This window comes from Streptomyces sp. NPDC006296 (assembly GCF_040613235.1).
Lineage (GTDB): Bacteria > Actinomycetota > Actinomycetes > Streptomycetales > Streptomycetaceae > Streptomyces.
This window is the reverse complement of record NZ_JBEXRT010000003.1, coordinates 97,192-113,407: the sequence shown is the minus strand read 5'-3', so window position 1 is coordinate 113,407 and position 16,216 is coordinate 97,192. Positions and strand designations below refer to the sequence as shown.

General features: G+C 73.7%; 10 protein-coding genes. 4 read left to right on the top strand and 6 right to left on the bottom strand.

From position 1 onward, the window contains the following. Positions 1-86: 86 nt before the first annotated feature. The 3 genes from gndA to ABZ172_RS03060 all read right to left on the bottom strand — a co-directional run bounded on the left by gndA (position 87) and on the right by ABZ172_RS03060 (position 4,734). Positions 87-1,526: an NADP-dependent phosphogluconate dehydrogenase gene (gene gndA / locus ABZ172_RS03070; protein WP_356879562.1), complete on the bottom strand. Its 1,440-nt coding sequence runs from the start codon at positions 1,524-1,526 to the stop codon at positions 87-89. 240 nt (positions 1,527-1,766) lie between these two features. Next, positions 1,767-3,599: an ABC transporter ATP-binding protein gene (locus tag ABZ172_RS03065; protein WP_356879560.1), complete on the bottom strand. Its 1,833-nt coding sequence runs from the start codon at positions 3,597-3,599 to the stop codon at positions 1,767-1,769. Positions 3,600-4,257: 658 nt separating this feature from the next. Beyond that, entirely contained in the window at positions 4,258-4,734 is a 477-nt protein-coding gene (locus ABZ172_RS03060) for a DUF5709 domain-containing protein (protein WP_356879558.1), read from the bottom strand. 331 nt (positions 4,735-5,065) lie between these two features. Between ABZ172_RS03060 and ABZ172_RS03055 the strand changes: the two genes are divergently transcribed. From ABZ172_RS03055 to ABZ172_RS03045, 3 genes are all read left to right on the top strand, one after another. Continuing rightward, on the top strand, positions 5,066-6,199 hold the full coding sequence (locus tag ABZ172_RS03055) for a S1 family peptidase (RefSeq protein WP_356879817.1): 1,134 nt from the start codon (positions 5,066-5,068) through the stop codon (positions 6,197-6,199). Between the two features lie 1,038 nt (positions 6,200-7,237). Next, positions 7,238-8,368: a DUF1996 domain-containing protein gene (locus tag ABZ172_RS03050; RefSeq protein ID WP_356879556.1), complete on the top strand. Its 1,131-nt coding sequence runs from the start codon at positions 7,238-7,240 to the stop codon at positions 8,366-8,368. Between the two features lie 235 nt (positions 8,369-8,603). Next, the gene (locus ABZ172_RS03045; protein WP_356879555.1) at positions 8,604-10,370 is read left to right on the top strand and encodes a discoidin domain-containing protein; all 1,767 of its coding nucleotides are present in this window, start codon (positions 8,604-8,606) and stop codon (positions 10,368-10,370) included. Between the two features lie 212 nt (positions 10,371-10,582). On the opposite strand, the gene ABZ172_RS03040 is transcribed toward ABZ172_RS03045, so the two are convergent. Together ABZ172_RS03040 and ABZ172_RS03035 are read right to left on the bottom strand one after the other, a co-directional pair. Then, the gene (locus tag ABZ172_RS03040; RefSeq protein ID WP_356879553.1) at positions 10,583-12,583 is read right to left on the bottom strand and encodes a hypothetical protein; all 2,001 of its coding nucleotides are present in this window, start codon (positions 12,581-12,583) and stop codon (positions 10,583-10,585) included. Positions 12,584-12,727: 144 nt separating this feature from the next. Further along, positions 12,728-13,108 carry a hypothetical protein gene (locus ABZ172_RS03035; protein ID WP_356879551.1) on the bottom strand — a complete coding sequence of 127 codons (381 nt, stop codon included), beginning with the start codon at positions 13,106-13,108 and terminating at the stop codon, positions 12,728-12,730. Between the two features lie 330 nt (positions 13,109-13,438). Between ABZ172_RS03035 and ABZ172_RS03030 the strand changes: the two genes are divergently transcribed. Further along, positions 13,439-14,773, top strand: coding sequence for an ROK family transcriptional regulator (locus ABZ172_RS03030; protein WP_356879549.1), 1,335 nt, complete (start codon positions 13,439-13,441; stop codon positions 14,771-14,773). Positions 14,774-15,076: 303 nt separating this feature from the next. Here ABZ172_RS03030 and ABZ172_RS03025 read toward each other — a convergent pair whose 3' ends face one another. Continuing rightward, positions 15,077-16,150, bottom strand: a complete 1,074-nt coding sequence (locus ABZ172_RS03025; protein ID WP_356879547.1) for a LacI family DNA-binding transcriptional regulator — start codon at positions 16,148-16,150, stop codon at positions 15,077-15,079. Between the last annotated feature and the right edge of the window lie 66 nt (positions 16,151-16,216).

The window sequence follows — 16,216 nt, the reverse complement described above, 5'->3', positions numbered from 1 at the left end:
ATGGGCGGGAGCGTGGCCGGACCATCGTCTCCGATCTCTTCGGCATCCCGCTCGTTCCTCGGCGATTCCGCTCTGGTCTCGGAGAGTCAGCTCTCGACTTCGGTCTTGTCGCCGCCCCAGAGGGTGTGGAAGACCCCGTCTCGGTCGGTGCGGCGGTAGGTGTGTGCGCCGAAGTAGTCGCGCTGGCCCTGGGTGAGGGCGGCGGGGAGGCGTTCGGCGCGCAGGGAGTCGTAGTAGGCGAGGGTGGCGGCGAAGGCCGGGGTCGGGACGCCGTGGGTGACGGCGGTGGAGATCACGGTGCGCCAGTCGTCCTGCGCGGCGGCGATCTCCTCCGCGAAGCTCCGGTCGGCCAGGAGGCTCACCAGATGCGGCTGGGCCTCGTACGCGCCGGTGATCCGGTCGAGGAACGCGGCACGGATGATGCAGCCGCCGCGCCAGATCGCGGCGACCCTGCCGAGGTCGATGTCCCAGCCGTACTCCTCGCTGCCGGCCGCGATCTCGTGGAAACCCTGGGTGTAGGCGACGATCTTCGAGGCGTACAGCGCCTGCTCGACCCGGTCGGCGAAGGCCGCCGCCTCGTCCTCGCCGAGCCTGCGGGGGCTCGGCCCGGCGAGGTGGCGCGAGGCGTCACGGAGTGCGGCGTGGCCGGAGACGGAGCGGGCGAAGACGGCCTCGGCGATCCCGGACACGGGAACGCCCAGGTCGAGGGCGATCTGCACGGTCCAGCGGCCGGTTCCCTTCTGCTCCGCCCGGTCGAGCACGACGTCCACGAAGGGCTTGCCGGTCGCCGCGTCCACGTGCGAGAGGACCTCCGCGGTGATCTCGATGAGATAGGAGTCCAGACGCCCGGTGTTCCAGGTGCGGAAGATGCCCGCGATCTGCGCCGGCGTGTACCCCGCCACGTCGCGCAGCAGCTGGTACGCCTCACCGATGAGCTGCATGTCCGCGTACTCGATGCCGTTGTGCGTCATCTTCACGAAGTGACCGGCGCCGTCGGGGCCGATGTGCGTGACACAGGGGGCGCCGTCCTCGGCCTTGGCGGAGATCTTCTCCAGCATCGGCCCGAGCGAGGCGTAGGATTCCCTGCTGCCGCCCGGCATGATGCTCGGCCCTTCGAGTGCTCCCTCCTCGCCGCCGGAGACGCCGGTGCCGACGAAGTGGATGCCCCGGTCGCGCAGCTCGCGTTCCCGGCGCCGGGTGTCCGCGAAGTGCGCGTTGCCGCCGTCGATGATCACGTCGCCGGATTCCAGGAGCGGGGCGAACTCCGCGATCACCGCGTCCGTGGGCTCTCCCGCCTTCACCATGACGACCAGACGCCGCGGTCGTTCGAGGGCCGCCACGAAGTCCTCGGCACTCTCGGCCGGAAGGAAGTCGCCCTCGTGGCCGAACTCTTCGACGAGGGCGCGGGTGCGCGCGGCGGTGCGGTTGTGCACGGCGACGGTGTATCCGTTCCGTGCGAAGTTCCTGGCGAGGTTGCGCCCCATGACGGCAAGCCCGGTGACACCGATCTGCGCTGTTCTGCTCATGATGCTCTGCCTGCTCCCTGCTTCGTCGGCGGTCCGGCCGGCCGCCGGGACGGGGCAGGAGCTTATGAGGCGGAGGCCGTCGCGGGCCGGGAGTCCGGCCCGGTGTCGCGGACGTACCCCCGGACGGTCCTCGGCGCTCCGTCCCGCACCCCCGCACCCCGCGGGAGCGGTCCCGCCGCGGCGCACGGCCGGTGAGGGCGGTGCCGGGCCCCCGACGGGACGCGCGCCGGAGGCCCGGTGTCAGAGGGCCTGCTCGGCGGTGGCCGCCGGCTCGCCGTTCGCGGTGTCGACGAGGAATCCGCCGGACTGGTGGTGCCAGAGCTTGGCGTAGGCGCCGTCGGTGAGCAGCAGCTGCTGGTGCGTCCCCTGCTCGACGATGCGGCCGTGGTCGAGGACGATCAGGTGGTCCATGGCCGCGACCGTGCTCAGCCGGTGCGCGACGACCAGGGCCGTCCTGCCCTCCATCAGCTGCCACAGGGCCTGTTGGACCAGCGTCTCGCTCTCGGAGTCCAGTGCGCTGGTCGCCTCGTCCAGCAGCAGGATCGGTGCGTCGCGCAGGATCGCCCGGGCGAGCGCCACCCGCTGGCGCTGTCCGCCGGAGAGCTTGACGCCCCGTTCGCCGACCATCGTGTCGAAGCCCGCGGGGAGCTGGTCGGCGAACTCGGTGACATGGGCCGCGTCGGCCGCCGCACGGATCTCCGCGTCGGTCGCGTCCGGGCGGGCGAACCGGATGTTCTCCCGCAGGGTGCGGTGGAACATGGCCGGTTCCTGCGGGACGTAGGCGATCAGGCTCCGCAGGTCGGACTGGCGCAGCCGGCTGATGTCCTGACCTCCGATCAGGATGCGGCCGGAGCTGAGGTCGGACATCCGCAGGAGCAGCCGGGTCAGTGTCGTCTTGCCGCCGCCGGACCGCCCGACGAGACCGATCCGCGCGCCGCTCGGCACGTCCAGCTGGAGCCCCTCGAAGATCGGGGCGCTGCCGTCGTGGGCGAACGTGACCTGCTCGAAGCGGACGTCCGCGCCCTGCCGGACCAGCGGTTCGGGGACCGGCGGGTCGAGCACGGTGGGCGGTTCGAGGAGCAGCTCGGTGAACTGCGCGGCCTCGGTCATCGAGCTTTCGAGGCGGCGGTAGATCTGGTTGAACTCGAACATGATGCGGGTCGATCCGGTGTAGTACGTGAAGGCGACCACGATCGCCTCCACGCTGCCGACGCCCGCGCCGATCCCCACGGCGAGGAGCAGGCCGAGCGCGTTGGTGAGCACGGACAGCGGGGCCACGAGGGTGTCGATCCGGAGGTTGCCGTAGTCCCAGGAGTGCAGCGTCAGGCGGCGCGACTCCGCGACCCGCGACCGGTGCTCGGCGGCCTCGCGCTCCTCGGCGGCGAAGGCGCGCACCGTCTCCATGTTCGTCAATGCGTCGGACACATGACCGGCCACCCGCGCGATGGCCTCCTCGCGCCGCTTGACCAGTTTCTGACGGCGTCGGATGAGCGGTGCGGCGCACACGGCGGTCAGCGTGATCATGATCAGCAGGCCGGCCACCAGCAGCGGGTCGTACCGCCACAGGATGACCGTGCCGAACAGCAGCGGGGCCAGGCTCCCGACGACGTTGAAGGTGAGCGTGTCGACGAACTCCTCGAAGCGGGAGGCGAAGCTCAGCACCCGCTTCGTCAGCGATCCGGCGAAGTTGTCCTGGAAGAACGCGGCGTCCTTGTCGAACAGCGCGTCCATGCCGGTGACGTAGAGGTGCTCGATGCCGCGGGCGGCCACCCGGTTCAGGCAGTGCAGTCCCAGCCGCCACATGGCCTCCGCCAGCAACAGCACCGCGGCGAACACCCCGACGTAGGGCAGCGCCTCGCGGGCGCCCATCGCCCCGTCCTCGGCGATGCGTCCGACGAGCTTGGCGACGATGAGCGGGGCGACGTACGTGATCCCGATGTTGCCGACCGCCGGGAGGGCCAGGGCGAAGACGGACAGTCCGCGCTGGCGGGACAGTTCCCCCAGATAGTGACGGAGTGCGAGCCGGACCGGGCGCCCGTGCGGCCCGGTGCCGTGAGACTGCTGCGATCCCATGCCGACCTCATGTCGTGATGTCGTTTCGCGGGCAGTTGCTCCGGATGCCGCCGCGGCCGGCGGGCCCGTGGAACGGGCCGTGCGGCACCGGCGGGAGCACCTGCCGCCCGTCGACGGCAAGGGATCCGGGAGGGCAGAGTCTTCCGTGGCCGGACGGTCGGCGTCCAAGCGTTTTCGGGGGGCGCGGGCAGCACGACGGCGCGTTTCGGACGGCCCGTCCCCGCGTCCCGCACGGCGGCCGCACCGGGTGCGCACGGGGGCGCAACCGCCGGGGCGGCAGGTGTGCCGAGGACATGAACGGGCCGGCCGGGTGCAGGCGCGCGCAGGCGTGCGCGGGTGGGTGGCGGTGGCCGGTTCGCCCTCACCACCGGGGTGCGGGAGGAGGCGGCCGGGGTGCCGGACTCCGCGCGGGCGTGCGGAGCGGGAGGTCCGGCGACGCGGGTGCGCGGGCGAGGCGGTGGCGGGGTGCCGGACTCCGCGCGGGTGCGCGGTCCGGGAGGTGCGGCGACGCGGGTGCGCGGGCGAGGCGGTGGCGGAGGGCTCAGCCTCCGCGCGGGCGTGTCCAGGAGGGCGCCGGAAGGGCGGTGGGGGAGGGGCTGGACACGGGGGGAGCGGCCCACGGCGGTGAGCGGCGGCGGCAGGACCGGGGGCGGCGGGCTCAGCGCGCCGGTTCCTCCCCGAACAGGTCCCTCTCCTCGGGGATCAGGTGCATCGCCGCCTCCTCCGCGGACGCCGCCGCCCCGTCGATCCCGACGTCCTGGGCGGTGAGGGTGGAGGGCACGTGCCCGTCGCCCTCCTGGGTGAGCCGGCCCGCGCGGTCCGTCCCCACCTCCGTGTCGTAGAGCTCCCCGTCGCCGTCCGCCAGATCGCCGGGACCGTCGGCGACCGGCCCGGGCTCCTCGGGAACCTCCCTGGCCAGGCGGCCGTCGAGGGATTCGCCCGTGTGCTGCTCGGAGGCCGTGGTGCCCTCGTCCTGGACCGCCCAGGGCCGGTCCGGCGGGGAGTAGCCCTCGTCCAGCACGTCGGTGAGCCCGGACGTGTCGAGGGTGTCCTCCAGGTCGAGCAGGTCGGCGGGGTCCGAGGCCTCCGGCTCCTGCGGCTGGTAGACGTCGTCCCCCCGGTCGCTGTCGGTCATGGCGTGCCCCTTCCTCCGTGCCCCCTTGTAGGCAATTCCACTCCGGTCCGGCCGGTGACGCAACGGAAGGCGCCTTTCCCGGGGGAGCGACGCTGTTTTCGGATGCGGAAGAGATCGGCTGCCGCCGCACCCGACCGCGCCCGGTGAACGGATGGCGGGGGCATCCCCCGTCATCGACATGCACGTCATTGGCATGGACCTGCCCGAAGAACTGGACTACAGTCCGTGGCGGCACCTCTGAGAGCGCTCTCAGACGGCTCTCGGACGCTTCCTGTTCCACCCCCACGACGCTGGAACGAACAGAAGGGGCACTCCCTTGAGACATACGACGATGGTGCGGACCGGTCTCTCCGCACTGCTCATCATCGGCACCTGGGCGACCGCCGGCCTCACCCAGGCCACGGCTGCCGACTCCGGTTCCTCCGCCGAACCCCAGGCCTCGGCGGGGATCGTCACGGCCATGCAGCGCGACCTCGGGCTGACGAAGGGCCAGGCCGAGGCGCGGCTCACCGCGGAGAAGAAGGCGACGGCCCTGGAAGGGACCGCGCGGAGCGCCGCCGGAACGTCGTTCGGCGGATCCTGGTTCGACGCGAAGAGCGGCAAGCTGACGGTCGCCGTCACGGACGAGGCCAAGGCCGGTGCCGTACGGGCCGCCGGGGCGGAGGTCCGGGTCGTCGACCACACGGCGCGGGAGCTCGACGCCGTGAAGGACCGGCTGGACAAGCTCTCCGCGCCCAGCGGTGTCAGCAGCTGGCACGTCGACCCCCGGGCGAACAGCGTCGTCGTGAACGTCGTCGCCTCCGAGCAGGGTGACAACGATGTCCGCGCCTTCGTCGCGAAGGCGCGCAAGGCCGGACCCGTCACGGTGCAGCAGACCGCCGAGGCGCCCCGGACCTTCGCCGCCGGCACGGTCGGCGGTGACCCCTACTACACCGGCAACGTCCGCTGCTCCATAGGCTTCTCCGTCCACGGAGGCTTCGTCACGGCCGGCCACTGCGGACAGGCCGGCGGAGCGGTCCGGGGCTGGGACGGCTCGGCCATCGGCAGCTTCCAGGGCTCGTCCTTCCCCGACAACGACTACGCCTGGGTGAACGTGGGCAGCGGCTGGTGGACCGTCCCCGTGGTCCTCGGCTGGGGCACCGTCTCCGACCAGCTGGTCCGCGGCTCCAACGAGGCACCCATCGGCGCCTCGATCTGCCGCTCCGGCTCCACCACCCACTGGCACTGCGGAAACGTCCTCGCCAAGAACGAGACCGTGAACTACAGCCAGGGCGCCGTCCACCAGATGACCAAGACCAGCGTCTGCGCCGAACCGGGCGACTCCGGCGGCTCGTTCATCAGCGGCGACCAGGCCCAGGGCGTCACCTCGGGAGGCTGGGGCAACTGCAGCGGTGGCGGGGAGACCTGGCACCAGCCCATCAACGAGATCCTCAACCGCTACGGGCTGACCCTCCACACGGCCTGACGGACGACTTCGCCGGGCCCCCGTGACCCGGCACGGAACCTCAACGGTCCGCTGCGCCGACAGGGCTGCTCCCGTCGTCGCAGCGGACCTCGGCCGACGTGGGCGTGCCACGTCGGCCCCGCCGTTCTCGGTGTCCCCGGGCGGCGGGACGGCACGGCGGTGCGATCCGGGTGCGCCGTGCGGGGACACCATCGCTGTCGCGGCCGACCCCGCTCCTGCTGTCGACCTCGCCGGAGGTGCGTCCCTGCGGGCTCCAAGCGAACCCCCGGGGTGCTCCGGGAGCCGGTGTGGCCGACCGGAGCTGCCGACCGCCGGTGCGGACATCGCGCGTGGCCGTCCACTGCCGGCGCCGGAAGCCGTTCCGGCTCGGCTCGGCTCGAGCGTGTGGCCCTCGCCCCCTGAGTCACGCTCCGGGAGAGCCCGGCGTGATGTGTGCCGGGACCGAGGAAACCGGCAGGGACCCTGCCGACGGTCCGGCCCGCACCGGTCGAGAGCGCCGCCCCCGAACCCGGGAGGCGCGGCCGGGGAGACGGAGTCGGGCACTCCTCACGGGCCCGCGATGCCGCGATACCGCCAAGATCCCGCGACACCCGACAGCGGCGCCCAGCCGGTCGACGCCAGATGCCAGACGCCAGACGTCAGACGCCAAGACGCCAGGCGCCCGACGCCCGAGGCCCGACACCGGACCCCTGGCGTCGGCACCCTGCGTCTGGAGCCGGCCACCCGGCGTGCGATCTGCGGCGTCCTCCATGCGCGCGATCCCGGGCGTTCACCCTCCGACGGAGCGATGTCGATGGGGGAGCGGCAGCCGGCGGTCACTCCGTCCGTCGACGGGGTCGGCCCGGACGCCATGCAGGGCCAACGGCAGTCGCAGCGCGCCCAGTTCACCGAGTCTTGACATGTTCTCAGCGGCGGCGCAACACTGACAGCGCTGCGGGAGAGCGCTCTCCCGCAGTCGCGCACGACGCACCGTCCAGTTCCACTCTCCCCCCACCGCGCACCCGACGTGCGCGGACGCAGAGCGGCATGGAGGTCCTCATGGCCGAAAGATTCAGCAGATCCACCCTGGTGTCAGCCCTGGTCGTCCTCGCCGCGCTGGCCCTGGTGGTCACGGGGCTCACGGCGATCACCCGTGCGGGCGTCCCCGCGCCCGAGGGCGTCTCCGAGGCCGGCGCGCCCGTCCCGGTCTCGCGCGTCGACCACGGGGCGACGCACACACAGGGCCACGTCATGGCGGCTGCCGATCCCGTCCCCTCCGGGGACGACCCCGACGGCGACGGGTACATCCCGGCGACTCCGCCGGTCACCGGGGTGGAGCCGTCCACCGAGATCCCGCCCCACCGGTACTTCCACGAGTTCCAGGCCAACTGCTCGGTGAACCACACCGGTTCGGTCGACCCGATCGTCTATCCCGGTCAGACCGGCAAGTCCCACAACCACACGTTCATGGGGAACGACACCACGGACGAGAACAGCACGACCGCCTCCCTCGGCGCGGGTGGCACCGTGTGCAAGGCGCCCGGCGACCTGTCCGCGTACTGGATGCCCACCCTCTACAAGGGGGACCAGGAGGTGCGTCCGGTCGGCCCGCAGACCATCTACTACAAGGCGGGTGTCACCGACTACCGCACCGTGCGGCCGTTCCCGAAGGGCCTGCGCTTCGTGGTCGGCAGCCCGACGCAGACGGCCGAGGAGTTCCGTGACCACCCCGGCATGGTCGAGGGCTACGAGTGCGGCGAGAGCTACCACAACTACGAGTTCCCGGCCACCTGCCCCACCAGTCCGGGCACCCAGCTCAACCTCCGTATGCAGGCTCCCAGTTGCTGGGACGGCAGGTATCTGGACACCCCTGACCACAAGGCCCACATGGCCTATCCGGTCGTGACGGGGGCCAACCAGGACGTCTGCCCGGCCAGTCACCCCGTCGCGCTGCCGATGATCGAGTTCAAGATGGCCTGGCCGGTCAACGGCGACATGTCGCAGGTGAGACTGGCCAGCGGCACGGGCCACTCCTTCCACTACGACTTCTTCAACGCCTGGGACGACGCCACGCTCGACGCCATGGTGGGGCACTGCATCGTGGGCGGGCTCCAGTGCGACGCCCGGGGCTACGACCAGAACAACCCCGGTGAGGGCGCCGCCCTGGACGAGAACTACGAACTGCCCTGACCGCACCCGCTCTCCCGCACGGATGAACCGCGCCCCCGGGCGTGCCGCGAACACCCCACGAACGCCCCGCCCGTCCGACGGCACCCGGCGCACTCCCCGTCTCGTCCGGAGCGCATTCCACCGGACACCGTCGCCCCCGGGGGCGGACCGGCACCACGTTCGCGGCACGCCCTGACGGAGAGCGCTCTCTGACCCGTTCCCCTCGCCTCCCTCCCCACGAGGAGCTGTCGCCCGCATGAAACTGCCCCGTCTCACCCGCCCGTCCACCGCCCGCAGACGTACGACGGCGCGGCTGGCCGTCGCCGCCCTCGTCGCCGCTGCGGCTGCCGCCCTGCCCGCGCCCGCCGCCCAGGCGGCCGGAAGCGTGGTGAAGGTCGAAGGATCACAGGGCGCCTGGAAACTGACCGTCGACGGCGCGCCGTACACGGTGAAGGGCCTGACCTGGGGACCGGCCGTCGCCGATGCCGCGGCGTACATGCCCGACGTGAAGTCCATGGGCGTCAACACCATCCGGACCTGGGGCACCGACGCCACCACGAAACCGCTGCTGGACAGTGCGGCCGGCCAGGGCATCAAGGTGATCGCCGGCTTCTGGCTGCAGCCCGGCGGCGGGCCCGGGAGCGGCGGATGCGTCGACTACCTGACGGACACCGGGTACAAGAACGACATGCTCGCCGAGTTCCCTCGGTGGGTCGAGACCTACAAGGACCACCCCGGCGTCCTCATGTGGAACGTGGGCAACGAGTCCGTGCTCGGCCTGCAGAACTGCTACAGCGGTGCCGCCCTGGAGCAGCAGCGCGACGCCTACACCGCGTTCGTCAACGAGGTCGCCGTGAAGATCCACGCCGTGGACCCGGACCACCCGGTCACCTCGACCGACGCCTGGACCGGGGCCTGGCCGTACTACAGGAAGAACGCGCCGGACCTCGACCTGTACGCCGTGAACTCCTACGGCGCCGTCTGCGACATCCGCGGGACGTGGGAGGACGGGGGCTTCGACAAGCCGTACATCGTGACCGAGGGCGGCCCGGCGGGGGAGTGGGAGGTGCCCGACGACGCCAACGGCGTCCCGGACGAACCGACCGACGTGGCGAAGGCCGAGGGGTACGCACGGGCCTGGCAGTGCGTCACCGGACACACGGGGGTCGCCCTCGGCGCCACGCTGTTCCACTACGGCACCGAGTACGACTTCGGCGGTGTCTGGTTCAACCTGCTCCCGGCGGGCCAGAAGCGGCTCGCGTACTACGCGGTGAAGAAGGCGTACGGGGCCGGCACCCCGGCGGACAACACCCCGCCCGTGATCTCCGGAATGACGGTGGACGACGCCTCGGCCGTCCAGGCGGGGAAGTCCTTCACCGTGCGGGCGTCGGTCTCCGACCCCGACGGCGACCCGGTCACCCACCAGATGCTGCTCGGCAGCAAGTACGTGGACGACAGCGGGCAGCTCGCCGACGTGCCGTTCACCGACCGGGGCAACGGCACCTTCGAGGTCACCGCACCGGACCGGCTCGGGGTGTGGAAGGTCTACCTGAAGAGCTCCGACGGCAAGGGCAACGTCGGCATCGAGACCAAGTCCTTCAAGGTCGTGCCGCCGCAGGTCGGGGGCACGAACCTGGCGGCGGGCCGACCGGCCGCCGCGTCCACCTTCCAGCCGGACGGCACGGGCTGCCCGTGCTCCGCGGACAAGGCGGTCGACGGATCCTTCGAGACCCGCTGGGCCAGCGACTGGTCCGACCGGCAGTGGATCCAGGTGGACCTCGGGACGAGGACCGCGTTCGACCACGTACAGCTCGCCTGGGAGACCGCGTACGCCAAGGGGTACACCCTGGAGACCTCGGACGACGGCCAGAACTGGACCACCGTCCGCACGGTCACCGACGGCAACGGCGGCATCGACGCCATCGACGTGGCGGGGGAGGCGCGCTACGTGCGGGTGAACGCCTCCGTGCGCGGCACCCCGTGGGGCTACTCGCTCTACGAGTTCGGCGTCTACCGGCGCTGACACCGCGGAACCTGCCGCACCGGCACGCGTCCCCGCGGACGGTGCGGCCGGTCCGGCAGGCGCGTGCGGCCGGTTCGGGACGGCGCCCCACGGCTCCGTCCCGGACCGGCGTGCGGGCCGGGACGCCGGCCCGTGCACTGCGGCCGGCGCACTCCCGGATCCGGTGCGTGCCGCTCCGTGCCCGGTCACACCGCCCGCCGGCCGAGGGCGCGTCACCGGGCCGAGGAGGCCGTCCCGCCGTCGTGCAGGGCCGCGGTCACCCGGAACGGCGCGTCCTGCGGCGCGCGGACCGCCAGCGTCGGGCCGGCGGCGGCCCCGTGGACGGAGCCCGTCACCTCGACGCGCCGCACGGCGCGGCTCCCCGCGGCGAGTACGTACCACTCGCCGGCCGGCGACCTCCAGTGGGTGCCGGCGACGACGTGCTGGCCGAACCGGCTGCACAGCGCGGTGTCCCGGCGGTCGGCCACGACCTCCGCCCGTGCGGACCCCGCCGCGGCGGGCGGTACGAACTGCACGAGGGCCCGGCCGGGACCGCGCCAGGTGTCCGCCCGGCTGCACACCCAGTCCGCCGTGGAAGAGGTGCCGGGCAGCGGCTGCACCGCGAACTGCCAGTGGTTGACCGAGCGAACCCCCGACCCGCGCAGATCCCGCAGCGAACAGGCCGTGCGGGCCCAGCCGACCAGCCCGTCGGCACCCGTCGCCTCACGCGGCTGACGTGAGGGTGCGCCGGAGCCCGGCGCCGGCGTGTGGGTGAGGTGCACCGGAGCGAGATCCCCGAGATCCGTGACGAGGAACGCGTGCTTCTCCACGATCTTCTCCGAGGACCGCAGCTGCATCGCGGGCCAGGACCCGCAGGCGCCGCCCTCCGCCGGCCGGGGCACCGCCGCGGTGATCCCGTCCCCGTCCACGTCCAGCGGCCGCGCGGGGGTGTCGGGTGCGAGGAGGTCCCGGGTCGCCGACTCCGCGACCCACGGCGCCAGCAGATAGCGCGCCGAGGTGGCGGTGCGGCTGACGGCGAGCGCCGCCGCGGTGGTCACGTCCGCGTCGTCGGCCCGGGCGAGGTCCAGGGTCGGAGCGCCCTTTCCGGCCAGCGGTTCGGTGTACCTGACGACGCGTACCCCGCCGTCGTGGAACAGCACGACGGCCCGGCCGTCCAGATCGCCCGCGAACAGCAGCTGGGGCGGCTGCGTCGGTGCCACGGCCGCCGTGCCCGGGGCGGCGGTGACGATGACGTCCGCACGGGGCGCGGCCCAGCTGCGCAGGGCCCGTCCCAGGAGGTCACGGTCGTCTAGACGGCCGCCCCGGGCCGGCCATGCGCTGAAGTCCACGCGCGAGGTGTCCGCCCACTGCTCCGGAGGCGTCCGCTCCAGTGCCGCGGGGTCGAGGGCGCCGCCTGGCACCGTGGCCCGTCGCGCGGCGGTCGGTGACGGGGCGTCGTCGGAGTCCCGGCCGACCGTGACGGCGAGGCCCCCGGCCACGACGAGCAGCGCCAGGGCCGCCGCCCCCGCCCGCACCCGGTGGCGGCGCCGGAGCAGATCGCCGGGGCGCGTCTGCACCGTGCAGGGATCGAACTCGCCCGAGCCCAGCATGAGCCGGACCCGCTCGTGGTCGTCCCCGGCCACCCGGGCGGCGGACCGCACGGCGTCGGCGGGATCCGTCACGCCCGCGTCGGCGAGCAGCGCCCGCGCGGCCTCACCGGACAGGGACTCCAGCAGGCACAGGCCCAGTGCGGCCCGGACGGCCGCAGGGACGTCCGCCAGGGCGCGGTCCAGGGCGAACTCGTCCATGCCGCCGGCGCGGGGGAAGAGCCTGAGCCCCCGCACCACCGGCAACGACGGGCGCAACGCGGCCGGTGCGGGCATCCGGTCCGGCCACCAGCGGGGCCGTCGCGCGTACGCCAGCGCCGAGCGCACGACCGTCAGCCGGACCGCGGCGTACGCGGCGTTACCGGTGCCGGTGGCCGAGCCGGAGCGTGGCGCGGGGACCTCGGCGGCGCCCGGTCCCGGCGCGGTGCGCGCCCGGCCGCGCAGGGCGCGTTGTACCGCGGTGTGCGCCGCGAGGACCCGGCGGTGCCGGCCGAGGCTCGGCGGCAGCGTGAGGTACGCCAGGCGTACGAGGTGCGGATAGTGCTCGACGAGTGCCGCCTCGGCTTCCTTCACACCGAGGTCGGCGCCGGGACCGAGGTGCCGGAGCGGCGGGGGTTGGAGCGGCATGGGTGGGTGCCTTCCGAGCCGTGGACAGAGAACCGTCACCCGGACAAACGAGCCGATCGTGTGACGGTCACACGGGGCGTGTCACCCGTACGCCGCTGCGTCCGCCGGCACTCCCTCAGAAGGGGGACCCGTCCCGGACCCGTCCTAGAGCGGACCCTCCGGACCCTCGTCGCCCGAGCTCAGCTCCTCGGCACGCAGCGCCAGGTCCTGCAGAACGTCGGCGGAACTCACCTCCCGCTCGCCGGAGTCGTGGACCTGGGCGAGCGCGATGAAGGCCAGGGTGAAGGCACCGACCAGCTGCTCCACGGCGCCGCCGACCTCACGGCCCACCAGGGCGGCCATCTCCTCGACGGTGGCGTCGGAGGAGATGGCGATGTGCGGCATCGTCTCGTTGAGCAGCGTCGTCACCATGTTGCCGCCCGCGTCCGGATCGACGCCCTCCATGTCCCCCTCGGCATGGCGCTGCATCTCGCCGGCCTCCGTCAGGATGCCGATCACTCGCTTCAGGACTTCGCTCTGCTCCATGCGGTGAGCATAAGCTCCGGGCCCTCCCGCTTGATCGTCTTCCGGTCGTGCGCCGGACGGGGCCGGGCGCCAGGAGGCCGTTGGCAGCCCTACCGCCGATGCCGCGGGGGAGCGGCCGCCGGCGGTAGGGCCGCCGACGGCCGGGGACGGTCGCGTGCCGCGGGGGTGCGCACCGACGGCCTTACGGCGGCGGTCACTTGACGGTCCCCGCCGTGGAACTGCGGCGGGAGCCCGCCCGGCGCCGGGGGAGCGGGCCCCCGGCGCGGGCGCGCGGACGGGGAGCGATGCGGTCACCACCGAGCGGGTATGTTGCCGGGCGAAGGGGGCACCATGGCTGAGCGCAGCGGACGGACCGTGCGCGACCTGCGGAGGGGCAATCGGGCGCGGGTCCTGCAACGGTTGTTCTTCGACGGCCCGCTGAGCCGTCAGGAGCTGGGGCCGACGACGGGGCTGAGTTCGGGATCCGTCAGCAACGTGGTCGCCGAACTGGCCTCGGAAGGGCTCCTGGAGGAGGCGGGCATCGTCGGCTCCGACGGAGGGCGCCCCCGCACCCTGCTGCGGATCGCCCCGGGCGGCGGGCTGTTCGTCGGCATCGACATCGGCGAGACACGGGTCCGGGTGGAGCTGTTCGACTTCGCCCTGACGGAACTCGCCCGCAACGAAAGGCTGCTGGCCCGGCACGGGTACGACGTCGGGCGCATCGTCGGCCATGTCCGTGCGGGCGTCCTCGACGTGCTGCGGGACGCGGGTGCGGACCCCCGCCTGCTGCTCGGCGTCGGGGTCGGCGTACCCGGCATCGTCGAACGCGACGCTCCGCCCGGCGCGGGCGGCCCGGGAACGGTCGTGCACGGCCAGACCGTCGGGTGGAGCGCGGTCCCCCTGGAACGGCTGCTCCGCGAGGCCGTACAGCTCCCGCCCGAGGTGCCGCTCCTCATCGACAACGGCGCGAGGACGCTGGGCCAGGCCGAGATGTGGTTCGGCGGGGGCCGCGGCGCCGGAACCGCGGCCGTCGCCCTGATCGGCTCCGGTGTGGGGGCCGGCGTGAACCGGGGGGACGTCCTCGACGGGGACCTCTCCCACGCCGCCCTGGAGTGGGGGCACACCACGGTCCGGCTGGGCGGGCGCCGGTGCCGCTGCGGCTCCCCGGGGTGCCTGGAGGCGTACGCCGGCGCGGAGGCGATGCGGAAGCGCTGGTGCGAGGCGGGGGGCCCGCTGCCCGAGGACACCGACGACGAGAGCGCCCTCGCCGCGCTGCTCGCGGCCGCCCGACCGGGGCCCGGTGGTGCGGCGGACCCGGTGGCCGTCGCGGTCCTGGACGAGACGGCCGAGTGCCTGGGGGCGGCCCTGGCCGATCTGATCAACCTCTTCCTGCCCGAACGCGTCCTGCTCGGCGGCTGGGCCGGCCTGCTGATCGGCCCGCACCTGCTCCCGCAGATCCGCCGGTACGCCCAGGAGTACGCCCTCGACCACGCGTTCGCCCGGACCTCCATCGATCTCGGGCGTCTGGGCCCCGACGCGGTCACCGTGGGCGCCGCGACCCTCCCGCTCTCCGACTTCCTGGCCCGCGGCGGCACCCGCCCCACGCACACCTCATCCCCGGACGCCGCCGCGGAGCGGGTCCCTCCGCAGGCCCCGGCGGGGCGCGGCCGCACCCGGCCCGGCTGACCGCCGGGCGGACCCACCGCACGGCGGGAGGGCGCCGCGTCCGCCGACCGCCCGGCGCCGCGGAGTCCCCGCCCTGGCCGGGGCCCGGGACCCGAGCACGTCCCCGGGAGGCGGCGGACCCTCCGCCCGGGCCGAGCGCCCCACCCGTCCCGCAACCCGCACGCGCCGGTCCGGGCCGACTCCCGGGCCCACGTACGCGGCCCCGTCCCGCACCCCGCACGCGCCGGTCAGCGGCGGACTCCCGGGCTCATGTGCCCGGCCTCGCCCAGTGACCCCGCACGCGCCGGTCCGCGGTGTGCGCCGCTACGCGGAATCCCTGACCACCAGCACCGGTTCGAAGATCACCGAGGTCATCGGCCGGTCCGGCGCGGCCAGCCGCTCCAGCAGGAGCCCGGCCATCTGCGCCGCCATGTCCTCCACCGGCTGGCGCACCGTGGTGAGCGGCGGCCGGCAGGCGGAGGCGGCGCTGCTGTCGTCGAAGCCGATCACGGCCACGTCCTCCGGCACCCGCCTGCCGCGCTCGCGCAGCACATGGCAGGCTCCCGTCGCCATCAGGTCGTTACCCGCGAACACCCCGTCCAGACCGGGGTGTTCCGCCAGCAGCCGCTCCATCGCCGCCTCGCCGCTCTGCTGAGTGAACTGCCCCTCTGCGACGGGGAGTCCGCCCGAGCCGCCGTGCTCCGCCAGGGTCTCCCGGAAACCCTCCAGCCGCTCCCGCGCCGCCGGCACGTCCAGCGGGCCGCTGATGGTGACGATCCGCCGGCAGCCGCGTGCCAGCAGGTGCTGCGCGGCGAGCCGGGCGCCGTCCCGGTGCGCCAGATCGACGTAGCTGATCCCGACCGGCCGCGCCGGCCGCGCGTACAGCACGGCGGTCAGGCCGGCGTCCGCGATCAGGCCCGGCAGCGGGTCCCGTGCGTGCGTCGAGACGATCAGCGCCCCGTCCGCGCTGCCCTGCCGCAGGTACGCCACCACCTCGTCCCGGGCCCGCGGGGTCTCGGCGAACATCAGCACCGGGTGCATGCCGCGCGGGCGCAGATAGTCGACCACCCCCGTCACGATGCGGCCGAAGAACGGATCCGCGAACACCCGGGCGGTGAAGGACCCCTCCCCGGCGGTTCCCTCGCCGTCCGGTTCGACGCCCGCGCCGGACACCACCAGGGCGACGGCGTCCGTGCGCCGGGTGACCAGGGAGCGGGCGGCGCGGTTGGGCGCGTAGCCGGTGACGGAGACGGCCTGCCGCACGGCCGCCTGGATCGCCGGGTCGACGTTGCGCACCCCGTTGATGACTCGGGAGACCGTGGCGCGCGAGACACCGGCCGCCCGCGCCACGTCCTCCAGGGTGGGGGCCGCGCCGGCCGGTCGCAGAGCATCCGTCATGGGCGCATTTATAGCATCAGGCGGGCGAGCGGGAGAGAGCGCTCTCCCGCTGAACTCCCGACCCCT